Raw genomic sequence first — 19,333 nt, 5'->3', positions numbered from 1 at the left:
GCTTGCCTCGCGGCTAAAGCCGCTCCTACCGGACGAATTAAATGAACCGGTGCCCCTGGAACGGATTCCAGCCCTGCTCCCCTTTGGTCTGCTTCAGGTAATAGGCATAGTTGGTCAACATGCCATAGAGCACCGCAAAGCCCACGCTGATCCCTTGATCCAGCGCCCGAGGCACCGCATTACCGGTTGCCGCCTCATAAACCCCTTCAAGCAGGCCAATACCGATGATAATGGCCAGCATCACCAGGTTCTTCTTCCACATCCCCAGCACGAACCAGTAGATCGGGCCAAAGAAGAACCCGAGGAAATTGTTGTTGATCAGCATCTTCTTGCGAAACGGCAAGGCACGGAAAGCAGCCTTGTAGCTCGCTTCGCGAGGGCCGCCGTGCTGATCGAAGAAGGCGAAACGCTCCTGCCATTTTGGCTTGAGGTTGCTAGGGGTGGATTGGCTTTGCGGGATACCTTCCATGGGGAAACTCCTGAGATTGTCTTCCGTGAACGTCAATTGGCCATGATTCGTAGCCGGATGGAAGCGTAAATCAGTACATGATCTCCCGCAACTGCCGCCTCGCCCAGGCTTGAGTTACCATACCCGGCTCCGCGAAGCCCATCATTCACACCAAGCCCCGGCTTGCCGATTCGATACCAACAGGTCATCCATGCGTCTGTTTCACACCTCCGACTGGCACCTGGGCCAAAGCCTGCACGGCCAGGAACGCGACTTCGAACACGCCTGCTTCCTCGACTGGCTGCTCGGCCAGCTGCACCTGCGCCAGCCCGACGCGTTGCTGATCGCCGGCGATATCTTCGACACCGTCAACCCGCCGGTCAAAGCTCAGGAGCGGCTCTACGACTTCATCGTCAGGGCCCACGAGCAGCAGCCGAAGCTGGATATCGTAATGATCGCCGGCAACCACGACTCCGGCTCGCGGATCGAGCTGCCTGCCGCGCTCATGCGCCGCCTGCGCACCCATGCGCTGGGGCGCGTGCACTGGCTCGACGAAGGCCAGCTGGATGCCGAGCGCCTGCTGATCCCGCTGACCAACGGCCGCGGCAAGGTCGCTGCCTGGTGCCTGGCCCTGCCCTTCCTGCGCCCGGCCGAGGTCACCGGCCCGCAGTTGGGTGACGACTACCTGCAGGGCATCACCCAGGTGCACCAGCAACTGATCGCCGCCGCCCAGCAAAAACGCAAGAAGGACCAGGCGCTGGTCGCCATCAGCCACGCGCACATGGCCGGCGGCGCGGTGTCCGAGGATTCCGAGCGCAGCCTGATCATCGGCAACGCCGAGGCCCTGCCGGCCAAGCTGTTCGACAAGGCCATCAGCTACGTGGCCCTGGGCCATCTGCACAAGCCACAGAAGGTCAACCGCGAATCGCGCATCCGCTACAGCGGCTCGCCGATCCCGCTGTCGTTCGCTGAGATCAACTACCCGCACCAGGTGCTGGAAGTCGAGCTGGACGGCGCCGAGCTGGTCAGCGTCGAAGCGCGCCCGGTGCCGCGTGCGGTGGCCCTGCAACGCGTAGGCCCGGCACCGCTCGGCGAGCTGCTGGAGCAACTCGCCGAACTGCCGGTGATCGACCTGCTCGAAGACCCCAACCGCCAGCCCTGGCTGGAAGTGCGCGTGCTGCTGGACGAGCCGCAACCCGACCTGCGCCAGCAGATAGAAAGCGCGCTGCAGGGCAAGGCCGTGCGGCTGATCCGCATCAGCGCCGAATATGCAGGGCGCCGCAACGAAGACGACAGCGAACTGGAGTTCGTCGAACTGTCGCAGATGACCCCGCAGGACTTGTTCAGCCGCGCCTGGGAACAGGCCTACGGCAACCCCGTCGACGAGCAGGTGCTGGCCGACTTCGCCCTGCTGCTGCAGGACGTTCAGCTGGAGGAGGAACAGCCATGAAGATTCTCGCCATTCGCCTGAAGAACCTGGCATCCCTCGCCGGCCCGATAGACATCGATTTCACCGCCGAACCCCTGGCCAGCGCCGGCCTGTTCGCCATCACCGGGCCGACCGGTGCCGGCAAGAGCACCCTGCTCGACGCCCTGTGCCTGGCGCTGTTCGGCACCGTGCCTCGGCTCAACGACATCGGCCGCGAAGCCAAGGTGCCGGACGCCGACGGCGACATACCCACCTCCGACCCGCGCAACCTGCTGCGCCGTGGCACCGGCAGCGGCTTCGCCGAGGTCGATTTCGTCGGCATCGACGGCCACCGCTACCGCGCACGCTGGGAGGCCAACCGCGCCCGCGACAAGGCCAACGGCAAGCTGCAGCTCAGCCGCCAGAGCCTCTACGACCTCGACAGCGAGCAAGTGCTGGGCAGCGGCAAGAATGAATACAAGCAGCTGATCGAAGCCCGCCTGGGCCTGAATTTCGATCAGTTCACCCGCGCGGTGATGCTGGCGCAGAGCGAGTTCGGTGCTTTCCTCAAAGCCGATGACAAAGAACGCAGCGAGCTTCTGGAAAAGCTCACCAATACCGCCATCTACACCCGCCTCGGCCAGCGCGCCTTCAGCAAGGCGCGGGAAACCGGCGAAACGCACAACGCCCTGAAAGAGCGCGCCAGCCACCTGCTGCCGATGGTCGCCGAGGCCCGCGCCGAACTCGACCAGCAGCTGGAACAGGCCCAGCAGCAGTTCAAGGCCGACCAAGCGCGCCAGCGCCAACTGGAGCAGCAGCGCACCTGGCTCAACGAACAGCGCCAGCTCCAGGCTCAGTACAGCGAAGCCAGCGCGGCCCTGCAGGCTGCCGAGCAAGGCTGGCAAGCGCTGGCCGAGCAACGCCTCGACCTGCAGCGCCTTGACCGCCTGGCCCCCCAGCGGCACCAGTTCCACCGCCAGCAAGTACTGACTGCGCAACTGACGCCACTGGCAGCGCAAATCGCCGAGCAACAACACCAGCACGCCGAGCTGAATGCCCGCTCCAGCGAACTGGAACACGCGCTGGTAGCAGCACGCCAGGCGCTTGCAGACAGCCAGGCCCGGCACAGCGAAAACGCCCCTCGCCTGCGTCAGGCTTTTGCCGGGCAAGACAGCCTGACACGTCTCGAAACAGAGCTGACCGCTCAGCGCTCGACCAGCCAGCAGGCCGACGAGCAGGTTGTCCAAGGCCAGCAGCAACTTCAGCAGCTGGAAGAAAACCAGCAGCGCAGCCTGCACCAGTTGGCGCAGATCGATGACGCCTTGGCTGGCAGCCAACACCTGGCCGGGCTGGCCAACGCCTGGCAGGCCTACCTGCCGCAGCTAAAGCAAGTGATGCTGATCGGTGGGCGTTTGAGCAAGGGCCGCGACGAGCTACCAGGCCTGCAGGCACAGGCCAGCCAGGCCAATGCGCAGTTGCAGGCCCAGCGCGACCATTACGAACTGCTGTTCCGCGAAGCCAAGGCCGAACCCCAGGCCCTGGCCGAACAGATCGACCTGCTCGGCGGCATGCTTCAGGACAATCGCAAACAGCAGCGTGCCGTCGAAGAACTGTCGCGCCTGCACGGCCGCGAGCTGGAACTGCGCCAGCAACTCGAAGCGCTCCGCGAGCGCCAGCAGCAGGCCATGCAGCAACGTCAGCAACTGATCGGCGAAGGCACTGCGGCAAAAGCGGAGCTGGAAGCCGCCGAGCAGGCGCTGACCCTCACCCGCCAGTTGCTGGAACGCCAGCGCATGGCGCGCAACACCAGCGTCGAAGAGCTGCGCGGCCAATTGCGCGATGGCGAACCCTGCCCGGTCTGCGGCAGCCCCGAACACCCGTTCCACCAGCCTGAAGCATTGCTGCAAAGCCTAGGCCGGCATGACCAGGCCGAAGAGGACGCGGCGCAGCAGCAGGTCGAAACCCTTAACGGCAAACTGGTGGAACTGCGCACCCAGCTCGGTGTGGTCAATGCCCAGCTCAAGGAGTACCAGCAGCAACAGGTTCAGCTGGGCGAACAGTTGCAGCCCCTGGTGGCACAGGTACAGGCGCACAGCCTGTGGCCAGCGCTCGCACCCCAGGATGACAAAGCGCGCACGGCGTGGCTGGCCAACCAGCTGCAGCGCCTGGACGATGAAATCGGCAAGGACGAGAAACGCCAGGGTGCCCTGCTCGCCCTGCAAAAAGATGCCGCCCGCCTCAACCAGCAATTGCAGGCAGCGCAACAAGAGCAGCAACAGGCCCAGCGCCATCTGGACCAGCAGCACCAGGCGCTCGCCAGCGACGAGCAGCAACTTCAGCAAGGGCTGACCGACCTGGCCAGCGTGCTGCCGGACGATGTACTCAAGGCCTTGAGCGACGACCCGGCCAACGCCTTCCTCGGCCTCGATCAGCAGATCGCCCAGCGCCTGCAACAGCTGGAACAGCGCAAGGATGAGCAGGAAGAACAGCAGGCGCGTCAGGTGCAGCTGGACAAGCTACGCGATCAGCAGCAAATACGCCTGCAGGCTCAACGACAATCGCAGCAGCTGCTCGCCGGCCTGGAGCAGCAGCGCCAGCAGGCTCAGGCGGCGCTCACCGAACTGCTGGGTGAGCACGCCAGCGCGCAATCCTGGCAACAGCATCTGGACGCTCAGCTGGACCAGGCTCGCGCACATGATGCCGACACCGCTCAAGGCCTGCAGGAGCTGCGTACCCAAGGCGTGCAACTGGCCGCCGAACTCAAGGCCAACACCCAGCGCCAGCAAGCGCTGGAACACGAATGCCAGCAATTGCAGGGCGAGATCGCCCAGTGGCGCAGCGAACATCCCGAGCTGGACGACAGCGGCCTCGATCGCCTGCTGGCCATCGACGATACCCAGTTGAGCGAACTTCGCCAGCACCTGCAAATGGCAGAAAAAGCCATCGAGCAATGCCGCGTGCTGCTCAAGGAGCGCGAACAGCGCCTGCAGCAACATGCCGCCCAGGCTCACGGCGAGATGCCCGCCGAGGACCTGGAGCAAATTCTGGCCGAGCTTGCACAGCAACTGAACGTTCAGGAACAGCACTGTGCCGAGCTGCGCGCGCAACAAGCCGATGACCAGCGCCGCCAGCACGCGCATCAAGCGCTGGCCGCCGAGATCGAACAGGCCTACCAGCAGTGGCAGCGTTGGGCCCGCCTGAATGCCTTGATCGGTTCGGCCTCTGGCGATGTGTTCCGCAAGATCGCCCAGGGCTACAACCTCGACCTGCTGCTGCACCACGCCAACGCCCAGTTGCGCCAACTGGCGCGGCGCTACCGCCTGAAACGCGGCGGCAGTGCGCTGGGCCTGCTGGTGCTGGACACCGAGATGGGCGACGAACTGCGCTCGGTGCACTCGTTGTCTGGCGGTGAAACCTTCCTGGTTTCACTGGCACTGGCCCTGGGCCTGGCTTCGATGGCTTCCAGTACCCTGCGCATCGAGTCGCTGTTCATCGACGAAGGCTTCGGCAGCCTCGACCCCGAGTCGCTGCAACTGGCCATGGACGCGCTCGACGGCCTGCAGGCACAGGGCCGCAAGGTGGCGGTGATTTCCCACGTGCAGGAAATGCACGAGCGCATCCCGGTGCAGATCCAGGTACGGCGCCAGGGCAATGGTTTGAGTGATGTGGAGGTATGCGGGTGATCCTCTACTCGTTCCGCCGCTGCCCCTGGGCCATGCGCGCGCGCCTGGCCCTGCGCTATGCCGGGTGCGAGGTCGAGATCGTCGAGGTGGCGATGAAGCACAAGCCGGCCGAGCTGCTGGCGCTGTCGCCCAAGGGCACGGTGCCGGTGCTGGATACCGGTGAGGGAGTGCTGGAAGAGAGTCTGGACATCATGCGCTGGGCACTTGAGCGCAACGACCCGCAAGATTGGCGGCTGCAGGCTGACCCCGCAGCTGCGCAACTGGCTGACAGCCTGATTGCCCGCAACGACAGCGAGTTCAAGGCGCAGGTGAACCTGTACAAATATGCCGAGCGCTACCCCGAGCATTCACGGGAGCACTATCGCCAGCACGCTGAAACCTGGCTGACTGAGCTTGAACGGTTGCTCGAGGATCGCCCATATCTGTTGGCTGGCCACCCGAGCCTGGCCGACGCCGCGCTGTTACCCCTGATGCGCCAGTTTGCCGGGGTCGAACCGCAGTGGTTCGCCGAGGCGGCTTATCCGCGTGTGCGGAGCTGGCTGGAGGGGTGGCTGGGGTCGGAACTGTTCAAATCAGTGATGGCAAAGTAGCTATCAGCTTCGGAGCGGAACCTGTGGGAGCGGGCTTGCCCCGCGAACCAGGGCAAAGCCCTGGCCATACACCGCGGTGTTCTCTTCGCGGGGCAAGCCCGCTCCCACAGGGTCCAGCGCCCACAGAGGGTCAGTGGCTGTGCTTGCCACTCAGTGCCGCATGGAAGTTGGCACTCTGGCGCAGATACTGCTCGGTGTAGCTGTGGGTGGCGGATGCCTTGGCGCTGCTGTCGGCATGGGCATGCGTTGGCAGCACGACCGAAGCGGAAATGGCGGATGCGGCGATGACCGGGAAGAGATTGAAGTTCATCTGGGCTGACCTCGACTGCGCTGGTTTGACGTTGACCCGTCTGGGCCTTGGGTCAAACTTACGCCGCTGAGGTCAGCTACAGAAATTCATTACGCTGGTAGGGACTATCACGCGTATCGATAGTCACTCGATGAATTTCAGGTCCGAAGGCGCATCCTGCGGCAAGGTCTGCACGGTTTCCTCCAGCTTGCCGGTGCGCGGATCGCGGCGCATGACCACGATCTGGTTGCTCTTCTGGTTGGCCACCAGCAGGAAGTTGTCGCTTGGGTCCAGGGCAAACTCACGCGGATGATCGCCCTCCACCGAGCGACGCTGCAGCAACGTCAGCTGACCGTCGTCCTTGCCCACACTGAACACCACGATCTCGTTGGCCGTGCCACGGTTGCTGACATAGAGAAAGCGTCCATCCGCCGACAGGTGCAGGCCGCCTGCGGCCTTGGCAGCGGCATCTTTCAGCTCGGTCAGCGGCAGGCGCTGGCGTTCCTGCAAGGCAGCATCCTTGACATCGAACATGACCACTTCAGCGCTCATTTCCAACGTCAGATAAGCATGCCGCCCCTTTGCGTCGAACAACAAATGACGCGGGCCGCTGCCAGGCGGCAACGTGACCGATGCGGGAATCGCCGGGGTCAGCGGCTTGTCAGGGCTGGCACCGTCGTAGCGATAGATGAACACCTTGTCGGCACCCAGGTCACTGGCATACAAGTGGCTTCCCTCCGGCGACAGCACCAGCGAATGCACATGGGCACCGGCCTGGCGCTCGGGGTTGACGCCGCTGGGCTCATGCCGTGCCTGCTGGACCACATTCTTGAGCTTGCCGTCCTTGGCCACCGGGATCACCACCAGACTGCCGCCCGGATTTGGGGCGACGGCGTAGTTGGCGACGAACAGGTAGCGCTGGTCGCGGCTGAGGCTGGCATGGGTCGGCTCGTCGCCACGGGTCGCCACCTGGTTGAGCGGCTTGATCTCGCCTTTGCTGCTCACGCTGAAACTGCTGGCATGGCCCTGCGGCGTTTCGTTGACCACGAACAGTTGCCGCTGATCGGCCGAGAGCACCAGCCACGAAGGACTGACGCTCTTGACCACCTGCTGAGGTTTGGGGTCGATATGGCCAGTTTTGCTGTCGAACGCGTAGCGGTAGATACCTTGGCTGCCGCCATCGGTATAACTGCCCACCAGCAGCGTGGCGGCCTGGGTAGTGAAGGCAAGGCTCATGAGGCTAGCGGTCAGCAGGCTCGTCCAGTTGCGGTTCATCGTCGTCCTCATCCGGGGCGCGAAAGGCACTCATACAGACTAGACGATGCTCGCCGTTGGCATCGTTCAGTTGCCATTCATCACCTGCAACGATGGCGGCGGCGACCTGCTCGGCGGTGAAGGTCCAGCGCCGCAGTTGACGGCCGTCCATGCACTCGACCGTGAGGCCGGTTTCGTCGGAGGTGAAATCGAAGGCGTGCAGGCCGTCGATCAGCAGCATGTCGCAGGATGCGAGGGCGGTGGCGAGGGGGGACATGGGAATACCGATGACAAAAGAGCCGGCAGTATAACCCGAGGGCCACAGGGTGGCCCTCGGGATACATCAATGGGCGAAAATCGAACCGCCCTCCTTGCCCACCATCTTCTCGGGCTTGATCAGGAACCTGGCCAGCGCCGGCAGCAGCCACAGTGCCCCGAACATGTTCCACAGCAGCATGAAGGTCAGCATCAGGCCCATGTCGGCCTGGAACTTGATGGCCGAGAAGATCCAGGTGCACACGCCGATGGCCAGGCACAGGCCGGTGAACAGCACCGCCTTGCCGGTCGAGCGCAGGGTCTGGTAGTACGCCTCCTGCAGCGGCAGGCCGGCCCGCAGGAAGCTTTCCAGGCGGCTGTAGATGTAGATGCCGTAGTCCACGCCGATGCCCACGCCCAGCGCCACCACCGGCAAGGTGGCGACCTTGACGCCAATCCCCATGAACGCCATCAGCGCATTGCCCAGCACCGAGGTCAGCACCAGCGGCAGGACGATGCACAGGGTCGCGGCAAACGAGCGGAAGGTGATCATGCACATCACCGCCACGCAGAGGTACACTAGCACCAGGATGGTCAGCTCGGCCGACTTGATCACCTCGTTGGTGGCCGCTTCGATGCCGGCATTGCCTGCCGCCAGGAGGAACTGCAGGCCGTCTTTGTTGTGGCTGTCGGCAAAGGCCTTGGCGGCAGCGGTGACGCGCTCCAGGGTTTCCGCCTTGTGGTCGTTGAGGAACACCAGCACCGGCGCCAGCGAGCAGTCGCCGTTGTACAGGCCGTCGGCGCGGGCGATGGAGTTGTTGAGGATGTCCGGGTTGCGCGACAGGGTCTCCCATTTCAGGCTGCCCTCGTTCATGCCCTTGATCACCTGCTTGGACACGGTGACCAGCGAGATCGCCGACTGCACGCCGGGGGTGTTCTGCATGGTCCACATCAGCTCGTCGATCGGCGCCATGGTCGAGTGGATCGAGCAGCTTTCGGCCGGGGTCTTGACCATGATCACCAGCACGTCCGAGCTGGTCGAGTAGTTGCTGATGATGAAGTTGTTGTCCTGGTTGTAGCGCGAGTCGGGGCGCAGCTCCGGCGCGCCCTGGTCGAGGTCGCCGATCTTCAGGTTCTGGCTGTACCACAGGCCGCCAGCGAAGGCGACCAGGGCCAGGGCAATCGACACCGGCGCCACTTTGGCGCTGGCGAAGTTCGACAGCAGGCGCCAGAACGGGTGCTCGCGGGTCGCATCCTTCTTGCTGCGCTCGATGGCCTTCTTGCTGATGCCGACGTAGGAAATCGCCACCGGCAGCAGGATCAGGTTGGTGAACACGATCACCGCCACACCGATCGAAGCACCGATGGCCAGCTCGCGGATCACGCCGATGTCGATGATCAACAGGGTGATGAAGCCCACCGCGTCGGCGAGGATGGCGATCATCCCCGGCAGGAACAGCTGGCGGAAGGTACGCCGGGCAGCGGTCAGCGCGTTGTCGGCGTCACTCGACTGCAGGGCGATGCCGTTGATTTTCTGCACCCCGTGGGAAATACCGATGGCGAAGATCAGGAACGGCACCAGCATCGAGTACGGGTCCAGACCGAAGCCCACCGCATGCATCAGGCCCAGCTGCCAGACCACCGCCACCAGCGTGGTGATCAGCACGGCGATGGTGCTGCGGATGCACCAGGTGAACCAGTACAGCAGGATCCAGGTGATCACCAGCGCCACACCGAAGAACATCGCCACCATCACCAGGCCGTCGATCAGGTCACCGACTTTCTTGGCGAAGCCGACGATATGCACCTTGACGTTGGGATTCTGCGCCTGGAACTTGTCGCGGATCTTTTCTTCCAGCAAGTGCGAGAACTGCTGGTAATCAAGCTTGACCTGCTTGCCGGGGTCGTTCGGGTCGGGGTAGCTCTCCAGCAGCGGCACATCGACGATGCTGGACTTGAAGTTGTTGCCCACCAGGCGCCCGACCTGGCCGGACTTGAGCACGTTGTCGCGCAGCGTATCGAGGCTGTCTTGCGAGCCGTTGTAGGTATTGGGGATCACCTCGCCACCGGAGAAGCCTTCTTCGGTGACTTCGCTCCAGCGCACGCTGGGGCTCCACAGCGACTTGAGGCCCGCGCGGTCGACACCGGGGATGTAGAACACCTCGTCATGGACCTGGCGCAGGGTCTCCATGTAGTCCTTGTCGAAAATGTCGCCGTTGACCGCTTCCACCGAAATGCGCACGGTGTTGCCGAGGTTGGCCAGGTCGTTGCGGTGCTCCATCATCTGCTCGATGAACGGGTGCTCCAGCGGGATCATCTTCTCGAAGCTGGTCGAGGGACGGATCTGCGTGGCCTGCCAGAACAGGAAAATGCTCACCAGCACACACAGGGCGATGACCACGGGGCGGTTGTTGAAGATCAGGCGTTCCAGCAGCGTGGCCTTGTCCTGGTGGTGCGGGTGCATGGTGATGCTCTCTCGGCTGGTCATGGACGCGCCCCCTCGGCAGCTTTGTCAGCACCCTCGGCGGTGGCCAGGTGTACCCCTCCCTGCCCCACCAGCAGCAGGCCACCATTGGCCAGGCCACTGACACCGGCCAGGGCAATGCGGTCGGCGCGGTTGTAGACGCTGAAGGTCTGCCCGTCGTCGACGCTGCGCAGCACGCTGCCGCCATTGCCGACCAATACCAGGCTGCCATCATCGAGAAGCGTAGCGCTTGCCAGGCCGAATTCGAGGTTGCCGCGGGCGGCCTTGAGTTCGATCGGCTGCCAGCTGTCACCGAAATCGGTGGAGCGGAACAGGTTGCCGCGCAGGCCATAGGCCAACAGCGTTTGTGGCTGGGTGGTGCCGATCACGCCGAACAGCGAGCCCTCGTAGGGGCTTTCGACCTTGGCCCAGGTCTGGCCGTTGTCAGCAGAGCGGAACATGCTGCCCTGCTCGCCGACGATGAACAGGCCGGCGTCCTTGATCACGGCGATGCCGTTGAGGTGCAACTGGTCAGCGTTGTCCAGGCGCTCGGCGACGTCCTGCCAGTGCTGGCCCCCGTCGAGGGTTTCCAGCAAGGCACCGTAAGCGCCCACGACAAAGCCGTGCTGGGCATCGAGGAAGGTGACGTCGAGCAACGGCGCTTCACGGGACAGGTCTTCGAACTGCTTGCTCCAGGTCGCGCCGCCATCGCTGCTGGCGAGGATCTGCGCATCGTGGCCGACGGCCCAGCCGCGCTTGTCGTCGAGGAAGAACACTGCGGTAAGCAGTTGCCGGGTGGGTACCCGGGCTTGCGTCCAGGAATTGCCCTGATCATCGGAGAACAGAATATGGCCACGATCGCCGACCACCACCAAGCGCTTGCCGGCATGGGCGGCATCGATCAGCAGGCTCTGGCTGGCCTTGGCCGATTCGGTGGAGTATTCGTCGGCCGCCGCCGCTTGCGCGGTGTCGGCCCACATCCCCAGTGCCAGCGCCAGCATCGCGCCAGCCGCCAACGGCCAGGCACCACGCCTGGCCTGCGTCATCAACCGCTCCCTCATGACCGTCCCCTGTTTTTTCTTCTTTATGGGTCTGTGCTTGGGGGATCGTATCGGTGGAGGTTGAGGGATTACAACGGGCGGGACGTTATGTTTTGTTAACCGCGCCCCAAAAGCTTCGCGGGGCAAGCCCGCTCCCACAGGTACTGCACAGACCATGGCCTGTGGGCTACCTGTGGGAGCGGGCTTGTCCCGCGAATGGGCCAGTTCAGGCTATCGAGAACTCAAGCCAAGCTCTTGCTCACCACCTCATACACATCACTGGACAGCGCCCCGGAAGCCAGAATCCGCTCCAGCTCCCCCTTCATCAGCACCTGCCGCGCATCGTCATACTTGCGCCAGCGGGTCAGCGGTGCCAGCTGACGCGACGCAATCTGCGGGTTCAGCGCATTCAGCTCGATCACCAGGTCCGCCAGGAAGCGATACCCGGAGCCATCGGCCGCATGGAAGTTGACCAGGTTCTGCCCGGCAAAGGCCCCGATCAGCGCCCGCACCTTGTTCGGGTTCTTCAGGGTGAAGGCTGGGTGCTGCATCAGCGCCTTGACCCGCGCCAGCCCGCCCGGCAGAGCGCTGGCCGCCTGCACGCTGAACCACTGGTCCATGACCAGCGGGTTGTCCTTGAAGTGCTCGGCGAAGGCTTCCAGGGCCTTGGCCCGCTCGGCCTCGAACGGCGAGTTGACCAGCACCGCCAGTGCCGTCAGGCGTTCGGTCATGTTATCGCAGTGCTCGAACTGCTCCAGGGTCGCTTCCAGCACCTGCGGCTTGCCGCTCAGCATCAGGTACGACAGGGCGATGTTCTGCAGGCTGCGGCGGGCGAAATGCTCGGCTGCGGCGACGTAGGCCGTGTTGCGCGAGACCTCGCGGTGCGCCTGGTAGCGTGCCCACAGGCCGTCGAACAGCTGCTCGGCGATCTGCTGGCGGGCGAATTCGCGGGCGGCGTGGATCGCGTCCACATCGGCCACCTGGCTGATTTCGGTCAGGTAGGCCTCGCCTGGCAACGACAGCATCTCGGCCACCATGGCGGCGTCCAGCGACTCGTTGCCCAGCACGGTACCCAGGGCGGTGATCAGGCGCTGATCGAGCTTCAGGGCTTCGCCACGCTGATGCTGGCCAATCAGCTCCTGCAGCACTTGCACCGACAGTTGCTGGCCCGCTTCCCAGCGGTTGAAGCCGTCGCTGTCGTGCTGCATGAGGAACATCAGTTGATCGCGGTCGTACGGGAAGCTCAGCTTCACTGGCGCGCTGAAGCCGCGCAGCAGCGAGGGCAGCGGCTTGGCCTGGATGCCTTCGAAGGTGAAGGTCTGCTCGGCCTCGGTCACCGACAGCACGCGGCTGGTGGCGCCCGCAGCGGCTTCACCGGCCAGGCGCAGCGGCAGGTCGTTGCCCTCGGCATCCAGCAGGCCCAGCTCCACGGGGATCACGAACGGCAGCTTCTCGGCCTTGTCCGGGGTCTGTGGGCAGCTCTGGCGGAAGGTCAGGCCGTAGGTCTGAGCGCCAGCATCATAAGCCTCGCTGACTTCCAGGCGCGGCGTGCCGGCCTGGCTGTACCAGCGTTTGAACTGGGTCAGGTCGGCGCCGTTGGCGTCTTCCATGGCCTTGATGAAATCGTCGGTGGTTACCGCCTGGCCGTCGTGACGCTCGAAGTACAGGTCGCTGCCCTTGCGGAAGCCCTCGGCGCCCAACAAGGTGCGGACCATGCGCACCACCTCGGCGCCCTTCTCGTACACGGTCAGGGTGTAGAAGTTGGAGATCTCGATGAAGCTGTCCGGGCGCACCGGGTGAGCCATGGGGCCGGCGTCCTCGGCGAACTGGTGGGTACGCAGGTAGGCCACGTCCTCGATGCGCTTGACCGTGCGCGAGTTCATGTCGGCGCTGAACTCGGCGTCGCGGAACACCGTGAAGCCTTCCTTGAGCGACAGCTGGAACCAGTCGCGGCAGGTCACGCGGTTGCCCGACCAGTTGTGGAAGTACTCGTGGGCGACCACCCCTTCGACACGCTGGTGGGCCGCGTCGGTGGCGGTTTCGGCGCGGGCCAGCACGCAGCTGGAGTTGAAGATGTTCAGGCCCTTGTTTTCCATGGCGCCCATGTTGAAGTCGTTGACCGCGACGATCATGAAGATGTCCAGGTCGTACTCGCGGCCGTAGACTTCTTCGTCCCAGCGCATGGACTTCTTCAGGCTGACCATGGCGTGGTCGCACTTGTCGAGGTTCTCGGGTTCGACGTAGATGCGCAGCATCACATCGCGGCCGGACTGGCGGGTGAAGGTGTCTTCCACGCACCACAGGTCACCCGCCACCAGGGCGAACAGGTAGGCCGGCTTCATGAACGGATCTTCCCAGGTCGCCCAGTGCCGGCCGTCTTCTGCCGGACCGCTGCCGATCGGGTTGCCGTTGGACAACAGTACCGGGTAGCGATGCTGCTCGGCGATCACCGTGGTGGTGAAGGTGCTCATCACGTCCGGGCGGTCGAGGTAGTAGGTGATCTTGCGGAAGCCCTCGGCCTCGCACTGGGTGCAGAACATCTTGCCGGACTTGTACAGGCCTTCCAGCGCGGTGTTGCTCTCCGGGTGGATCTTCACGCTGGTGTCGAGGATGAAGCGCTCGGCATTGGGGTGGACCGTCAGGCTGTCGGCTTCGAGCTGGTAGTCGCTCGCCTGCAGCTCATGGTCATCCAGCGAGGCGCGCAGCAGCTCCAGCTGCTGGCCATCGAGCACCAGGGGCGGCAGGCCGGCACCGCGTGCCGGATTGCGGCGCATGACCAGTTGCGCATGGACCAGCGTGTGGTCCTCGAACAGCTCGAAGGTCAGGTGCGTCTCGTCGATCAGGTACTCGGGCGCCTGGTAGTCCTTGAGGTAGATCACTTGCGGTTGTTCGGTACGCATGTGCAGGTCCTTTTTACTGGAGCACGGCCAACTGGTAGGCCGTGTACTTGCGAATGTTGATCACGCCGGTGTCGAAGATCAGGTACTGGCCCTTGATGCCCAGCAGCGTGCCTTCCACCACCGGGTCCTTGTCGAGGTTGAAGCTGACGATCTTCTTCGGATACGCCTCGACCGGGTAGTTCATCTGCACCACTTCGGCGTCGGGCAGCGGCTGGATCGCCTGCAGGCCGAAGCGTGCCTGCAGTTCGCGCAGGCCGTCGGCGCAGGCGTCGAAAATCTGTTCGCGAATGGCCACCAGGTCGAGCACTTCGGCGTCGCCCTTGAGCAGCGCGCGCCAGTTGGTGCGGTCCGGCACCTGGCTGCGCAGCACGTCTTCGACCAGCCCGGATTGCTGGCGAGTGGCCACGCGCATGATCGGCAGCGCCTGGCTGGCACCCTGGTCGAGCCAGCGGGTGGGCAGCTGGGTGGCGCGGGTGATGCCGACCTTGATGCCCGACGAGTTGGCCAGGTACACCACGTGGTCGGTCATGCAGAACTGCTCGCCCCAGGAGGGCTCGCGGCAGGTGCCGGCGTCGTAGTGGCAGCGTTCCGGGGCCATGATGCAGATATCGCACTGGGCCAGCTTGGTCATGCACGGGTAGCAGTAACCCTGGCTGAAACTGGTCTTGGTGCGTTTGCCGCAGTGGCTGCAGTGGATCGCACCGAGGTATTCCAGGCGCAGGCGCTGGCCGATCATGGGGTTGACCGGCACCTGCGTGTCATCCAGGCGGAAGCTGTATTGCACCAGCGGTGCTTGCAGGCTTACCGCCATCTTGCTCAAAGAGCCACGAGCGAGTTCGATCAATGTACCGAGTCCGACTTGAACAGAATGTTGGCGATCGGCGCGGACTTCGACGCGCATTCCTGCGGGCCCATGTAGCCGGTGCGCTGGTCTTCGGGCAGGTTTTGAATCTCCCAGGCGATCACCGCCTGCAGCGACAGCTCCTTCTGCTCGGCGGTGAGCTTGCGCCCATCGGACCATTTGCCGATTTCCACGGCCGTCTTCAGGCTTTCGTAGATTTCCGGGGTGATGTTTTCGATCATTTGCGCGAACGTGGACATAGCGTCTCCTAAATCAAGCGGACAGTTTACGCCGGGCCATCATTCCACCCAAGAGGCCCGTCAGGCATCCGATGAGCAGCCCGCCGACGTGGGCGGCGTTGGCGATCTGGCCGAAGCCGAGCTGGCCGACCACACCGGTCAGGCAGATGACCAGCCAGATGAGCATCATTACCAGCACGCCCTTGGGCAGGCTGAAGTGGGGGTTGGGCGCCAGCCACTGGTACAGCCACACGTGGCCGAGCAGGCCGTACAGTACGCCGGACAACCCGCCGAACAGGCTCGGGCCGCTGGTGTAGTGCTGGGCCAGGTTGGACACCAGGCTGAACAGCAGGGTCAGGCCGGCCAGCAGCCACGGGCCCTGGCGCAGTTCGATGCGTTTGCCCAGTTCCCAGTACCACATGCCGTTCATCGCCAGGTGCAGCACGCCGAAGTGCAGCAGCATCGGTGAAACCAGGCGCCACCACTGGCCTTCGGCGAGGCCCTGGGCCAGTGGGGTGAAATGCAGGTATTCGCCCTGGACGCGGTAGTCGAGGAAGGTGAACCAGCTGATGGTGGTGAGGTTGTCGCCCAGGCGGGTTAGGCCGGCGACGATCAGGCAGAGGAAGAGGATGAAGGCGGTGACTTTGCAGGCTTTGGCCTGGTCGGTCAGGGAGGGTTGTGTGGGGCCATTCGCGGATGAATCCGCTCCTACGGGGTCCGTGATGACCTCAAGGTCAGCGTTGCCGTCGGGGTAGCGCTGGTAGAGCTGGAGGACATCGGCGGCCATGGTTTTCGGGGCCCAGAGGACTTGAACCTCGCCCTCCTCGCTGACCCGGTGCGGCACCTGCAGGCGTTGCAGCAGGTGCACGAAGCCGCTGAGGTCGACCGATAGCGGCAGGCGCATCACTTCGACGATATTCATTGATTGGCCTGCGGTCGGTCGACGTCGACCCAGACGAACTTGTGCGGGTCGATCTGGGTTTCATCATCAAGACGATAAGCCGCCAGCTTGCCGTACAGCACTGCGCTGTAGTCCAGGCAGGCCAGGTTGCTGCGGATCGGCGTCGGGCGGCCGCTGCGCCAGTAATGGCCGACGAACAGCAGTGGCTCCTCTTCGGCATAGCGTAGCAAGGCGTTCTTGTCGGTGTGGCTGAGTGGCGTGCGGGCCACTTCGTCGGGCAGCGCGTCGGGCTGGAAGACGATGTCGCCGTAGGTTTGCGGGTCTTCTTCCCAGAACTTGGTGCGGAAGAAAGCGCGGGTCAGGCCATCGCCACCGGTCAAGGTCAGGCCGTCCGGCAGGCGCATGTCGGTGCCGCGCAGCAGGCGGTTGCAGACGGTGGAAGCAAAACTGCCGGACACGGCCGAGGCCTGGATGAAGTGCTCATCGATGCGCCCGTCGGGGTATTGCTGGCGCAGCGGCTCGATCAGCCGCGGGTCCCAGCAGGCATGCACCAGGCGGAAACGCCCAGCGTCGACGAACAGCGGCATGTCGTAGAACCACTGCAGAAAATCGTGCCAGTCGCCGGGGTGATGGGCGAATTGGGTCAGGGTCTCGTCGATCAGGCGGGCGTGCCGGGGCGTGTGCTCGCGCACAAAGGCCTTGCCGCTGCCGGGCAGCGCCGGGGTGACCCAGCCCAGGGCGTTGTATTCGTGGTTGCCCATGATGCAGAACGCCTGGCCGGCTTCGACCATGTCGTGGACGATGTGCAGCGCCTCGCGGATGCGCGGGCCACGGTCGACGATATCGCCAAGGAACAGCGCCTGACGCCGTGGGTGACGCCAGACGCCGCCGACACGTTTGTAGCCGAGGGCGTCGAGCAGGCGTTCGAGGGTCAGTGCACAGCCGTGCACGTCGCCGATGATGTCGAAACTTCGCGCCGGATCGAGCATCAGTCGTCCCTGCCTCCCAGGCGGCTGCCCCAGCCGAGTTTGGTGCGGCATACCTCGTAGTAATTGTGGTCCAGCGGGTGGATCAGGCGCAGTTTCTGCGGCTTCTTGCTCACCGTGATGGTATCGCCGGGGGCGCAGGTGAAGTGGTTCTGGCCGTCACAGGACACTTGCGGGTAGATCTGCAGGTCCTTGGACACCACGATCTTCAGCTCGCTGTTGCCGTCCACCACGATCGGCCGCCCGGACAGCGTGTGCGGGTACATCGGCACGATGACGATGGCGTCGAGCTTGGGGTGCATGATCGGGCCGCCAGCCGACAGCGCGTAGGCGGTCGAGCCGGTCGGGGTGGCGACGATCAGGCCGTCGGCCTTCTGGCTGCAGACGAACTGGCCGTCGATGTAGATCTCGAACTCGATCATCCGCGTCGACTTGCCTGGGTGCAGGACCACGTCGTTGAGCGCATCGCCCTGGCCAATGGCCTCGTGGTGGCGGCGCACCTCGGCCTGCAGCAAGAAGCGGTTTTCCACCAGGTAGTGGCCATCGAGCACCTCGGCGACCTTCTCTTCCAGCTCGTCGGGGCGGATATCGGTGAGGAAACCCAGGTTGCCGCGGTTGATCCCCAGCACCGGGATGTTGTGCCGGGCCAGCGCACGGGCGGCGCCGAGCAGGCTGCCGTCACCGCCGACGACGATGACCAGGTCGCAGACTTCGCCCAGCAGCTTGCGCGTGGAGGTCTGCAGGCCGTGGCCGGGCAGCACTTCGGCGATGGTGTCCTCGAGGATCACATGCAGGTGGCGCTCGAGGAGGAATTTTTTCAGTCGGCGAATGGTGTCGAGCACCTGCGAGCTGCCGAGGCGTCCGATGATACCGATATTGCGAAATTGCTCCATGGGGCTCCTGCGAGGCTCTGCGGCGGGTGACTATGCGCCGATTATGGGCGAAACGACCGGGCAGCGGCAAACCGGCTATGCTCGCAGCATGACGCCCTTCGCCGAACTCCACGACCTGCCCCGCCAACTGCGCCGCCCCGCCGTGCGCGACCTGGCCTGGACGCTGCTATCGCCACCGCTGCTCAGCAACCCGCCCTGCCCCCAGCGCCATCCACTGGCGGGCAGTGCCTGGGCGGGCGATCCGCAGAGGCTGAAGGCGTGGTTGCAGCAACTGGATAATGATGACCAGCCCCTGCGCGAGTGGCTGGCGACCCTTACCAGCCGGCGCCTGGGGCTGTACTACGAAAGGCTGTGGCAGTTCGCCTTGCGCCAGGCACCAGGTATCGAGTTGCTGGCGGCCAACCTGGCGATCCGCTCAGGTGGGCGAACCTTGGGCGAACTGGACATCCTGCTGCGCGATGGCGACGGCACGCATCATCTGGAACTGGCGATCAAGCTTTATCTCGGGCCTGGCGACGTTGCAGGCGATGACCCGATGCAGTGGCTCGGGCCGGGTTGCCATGACCGTCTGGGCACCAAGCTGGCGCACCTGGCAGGGCATCAATTGCGCATGTCGAGTGATGCACAGAGCCAAGAGGCATTGGCTGCGCTTGGCGCCCGGCAGGTGCAGGCGCATCTGTGGCTGGCGGGTTATCTGTTCTACCCATGGCCAGGGCATGCCGAATCGCCCGCAGGGGCCAACCCACTGCACCTGCGTGGGCGCTGGGTACGCCGACGGGATTGGTCAGTGACCGCTGATGAGCGCTGGCAGCCCTTGCCCCGCCATGCCTGGCTGGCACCGGCACGGGTCGAGGCGGATGCCTGTTGGGCGCCGCAGCAGTTTGCGCAGTGGTTGCAAGCGTTGAAGCCGCAAGCTCCGGCGCAGATGCTGGTGAGGCTCGAGTTTGGTTCGGATGGTGCCTGGCAAGAAGTGGAGCGATTGTTTCTCGTGGCTGATAGCTGGCCACACCTGCCCCCTGTGTGAGGCTGTCTGTACCGGCCTCTTCGCGGGCAAGCCCGCTCCCACAGGCTCCCCGCTGCCCCTGAATCCAGCGGAGAACCTGTGGGAGCGGGCTTGCCCGCGAAAGGGCCGGCATTGATAA

At 64.3% G+C, this 19,333-nt stretch carries 16 protein-coding genes; 4 read left to right on the top strand and 12 right to left on the bottom strand.

What is annotated here, in order from left to right; translation table 11 throughout:
* Window positions 1-37 precede the first annotated feature (37 nt).
* Window positions 38-469 (bottom strand): DUF2628 domain-containing protein, encoded by a 432-nt coding sequence (locus tag ACIPZF_RS11890; RefSeq protein ID WP_400799140.1) that lies wholly within the window; start codon window positions 467-469, stop codon window positions 38-40.
* Window positions 470-659: 190 nt separating this feature from the next.
* On the opposite strand from ACIPZF_RS11890, the gene ACIPZF_RS11885 reads away from it, so the two are divergent.
* From ACIPZF_RS11885 to ACIPZF_RS11875, 3 genes are read left to right on the top strand one after another with little or no spacing between them, the layout of a single operon-like run.
* On the top strand, window positions 660-1,898 hold the full coding sequence (locus ACIPZF_RS11885) for an exonuclease SbcCD subunit D C-terminal domain-containing protein (protein WP_400799138.1): 1,239 nt from the start codon (window positions 660-662) through the stop codon (window positions 1,896-1,898).
* Window positions 1,895-5,539 (top strand): AAA family ATPase, encoded by a 3,645-nt coding sequence (locus ACIPZF_RS11880; RefSeq protein WP_400799135.1) that lies wholly within the window; start codon window positions 1,895-1,897, stop codon window positions 5,537-5,539. The genes ACIPZF_RS11885 and ACIPZF_RS11880 overlap by 4 nt, the downstream gene beginning before the upstream one ends.
* Window positions 5,536-6,129: a glutathione S-transferase gene (locus ACIPZF_RS11875; RefSeq protein WP_400799706.1), complete on the top strand. Its 594-nt coding sequence runs from the start codon at window positions 5,536-5,538 to the stop codon at window positions 6,127-6,129. The genes ACIPZF_RS11880 and ACIPZF_RS11875 overlap by 4 nt, the downstream gene beginning before the upstream one ends.
* 130 nt (window positions 6,130-6,259) lie before the next feature.
* On the opposite strand, the gene ACIPZF_RS11870 is transcribed toward ACIPZF_RS11875, so the two are convergent.
* The 11 genes from ACIPZF_RS11870 to ACIPZF_RS11820 all read right to left on the bottom strand — a co-directional run bounded on the left by ACIPZF_RS11870 (window position 6,260) and on the right by ACIPZF_RS11820 (window position 18,191).
* Window positions 6,260-6,439, bottom strand: coding sequence for a hypothetical protein (locus tag ACIPZF_RS11870; RefSeq protein ID WP_400799132.1), 180 nt, complete (start codon window positions 6,437-6,439; stop codon window positions 6,260-6,262).
* Between the two features lie 123 nt (window positions 6,440-6,562).
* A complete protein-coding gene (locus tag ACIPZF_RS11865) occupies window positions 6,563-7,693 on the bottom strand; it encodes a lactonase family protein (RefSeq protein ID WP_400799130.1) in 1,131 nt (376 codons plus the stop codon).
* Window positions 7,659-7,949, bottom strand: a complete 291-nt coding sequence (locus ACIPZF_RS11860) for a DUF5629 family protein (protein ID WP_400799129.1) — start codon at window positions 7,947-7,949, stop codon at window positions 7,659-7,661. Before ACIPZF_RS11860 ends, ACIPZF_RS11865 begins: the two co-directional genes overlap by 35 nt.
* 66 nt (window positions 7,950-8,015) lie before the next feature.
* Window positions 8,016-10,391: an RND family transporter gene (locus ACIPZF_RS11855; RefSeq protein ID WP_400799703.1), complete on the bottom strand. Its 2,376-nt coding sequence runs from the start codon at window positions 10,389-10,391 to the stop codon at window positions 8,016-8,018.
* Window positions 10,392-10,411: 20 nt separating this feature from the next.
* Window positions 10,412-11,452 (bottom strand): WD40/YVTN/BNR-like repeat-containing protein, encoded by a 1,041-nt coding sequence (locus tag ACIPZF_RS11850; RefSeq protein ID WP_400799126.1) that lies wholly within the window; start codon window positions 11,450-11,452, stop codon window positions 10,412-10,414.
* A 221-nt stretch (window positions 11,453-11,673) separates the two neighbouring features.
* Window positions 11,674-14,331: an aminopeptidase N gene (gene pepN / locus ACIPZF_RS11845; protein ID WP_400799123.1), complete on the bottom strand. Its 2,658-nt coding sequence runs from the start codon at window positions 14,329-14,331 to the stop codon at window positions 11,674-11,676.
* Between the two features lie 13 nt (window positions 14,332-14,344).
* Window positions 14,345-15,175 (bottom strand): DUF2797 domain-containing protein, encoded by an 831-nt coding sequence (locus ACIPZF_RS11840; protein ID WP_400799120.1) that lies wholly within the window; start codon window positions 15,173-15,175, stop codon window positions 14,345-14,347.
* The gene (locus tag ACIPZF_RS11835; protein WP_110995859.1) at window positions 15,172-15,432 is read right to left on the bottom strand and encodes a YeaC family protein; all 261 of its coding nucleotides are present in this window, start codon (window positions 15,430-15,432) and stop codon (window positions 15,172-15,174) included. The genes ACIPZF_RS11840 and ACIPZF_RS11835 overlap by 4 nt, the downstream gene beginning before the upstream one ends.
* 13 nt (window positions 15,433-15,445) lie before the next feature.
* On the bottom strand, window positions 15,446-16,333 hold the full coding sequence (locus ACIPZF_RS11830; RefSeq protein WP_400799117.1) for a rhomboid family intramembrane serine protease: 888 nt from the start codon (window positions 16,331-16,333) through the stop codon (window positions 15,446-15,448).
* Window positions 16,330-17,301 carry a metallophosphoesterase gene (locus ACIPZF_RS11825; RefSeq protein WP_400799114.1) on the bottom strand — a complete coding sequence of 324 codons (972 nt, stop codon included), beginning with the start codon at window positions 17,299-17,301 and terminating at the stop codon, window positions 16,330-16,332. Before ACIPZF_RS11825 ends, ACIPZF_RS11830 begins: the two co-directional genes overlap by 4 nt.
* Window positions 17,301-18,191, bottom strand: coding sequence for an NAD(+) kinase (locus tag ACIPZF_RS11820; RefSeq protein WP_023632574.1), 891 nt, complete (start codon window positions 18,189-18,191; stop codon window positions 17,301-17,303). The genes ACIPZF_RS11825 and ACIPZF_RS11820 overlap by 1 nt, the downstream gene beginning before the upstream one ends.
* Window positions 18,192-18,234: 43 nt before the next feature.
* On the opposite strand from ACIPZF_RS11820, the gene ACIPZF_RS11815 reads away from it, so the two are divergent.
* Window positions 18,235-19,215, top strand: coding sequence for a DUF1853 family protein (locus tag ACIPZF_RS11815; protein ID WP_400799111.1), 981 nt, complete (start codon window positions 18,235-18,237; stop codon window positions 19,213-19,215).
* Window positions 19,216-19,333 lie beyond the last annotated feature (118 nt).

Origin of the sequence: Pseudomonas sp. NPDC089752, from assembly GCF_044748725.1 — a bacterium.
Taxonomy (GTDB): domain Bacteria; phylum Pseudomonadota; class Gammaproteobacteria; order Pseudomonadales; family Pseudomonadaceae; genus Aquipseudomonas.
The sequence above is the reverse complement of the archived record's forward strand: the minus strand, read 5'-3'. Positions and strand labels throughout refer to the sequence as shown.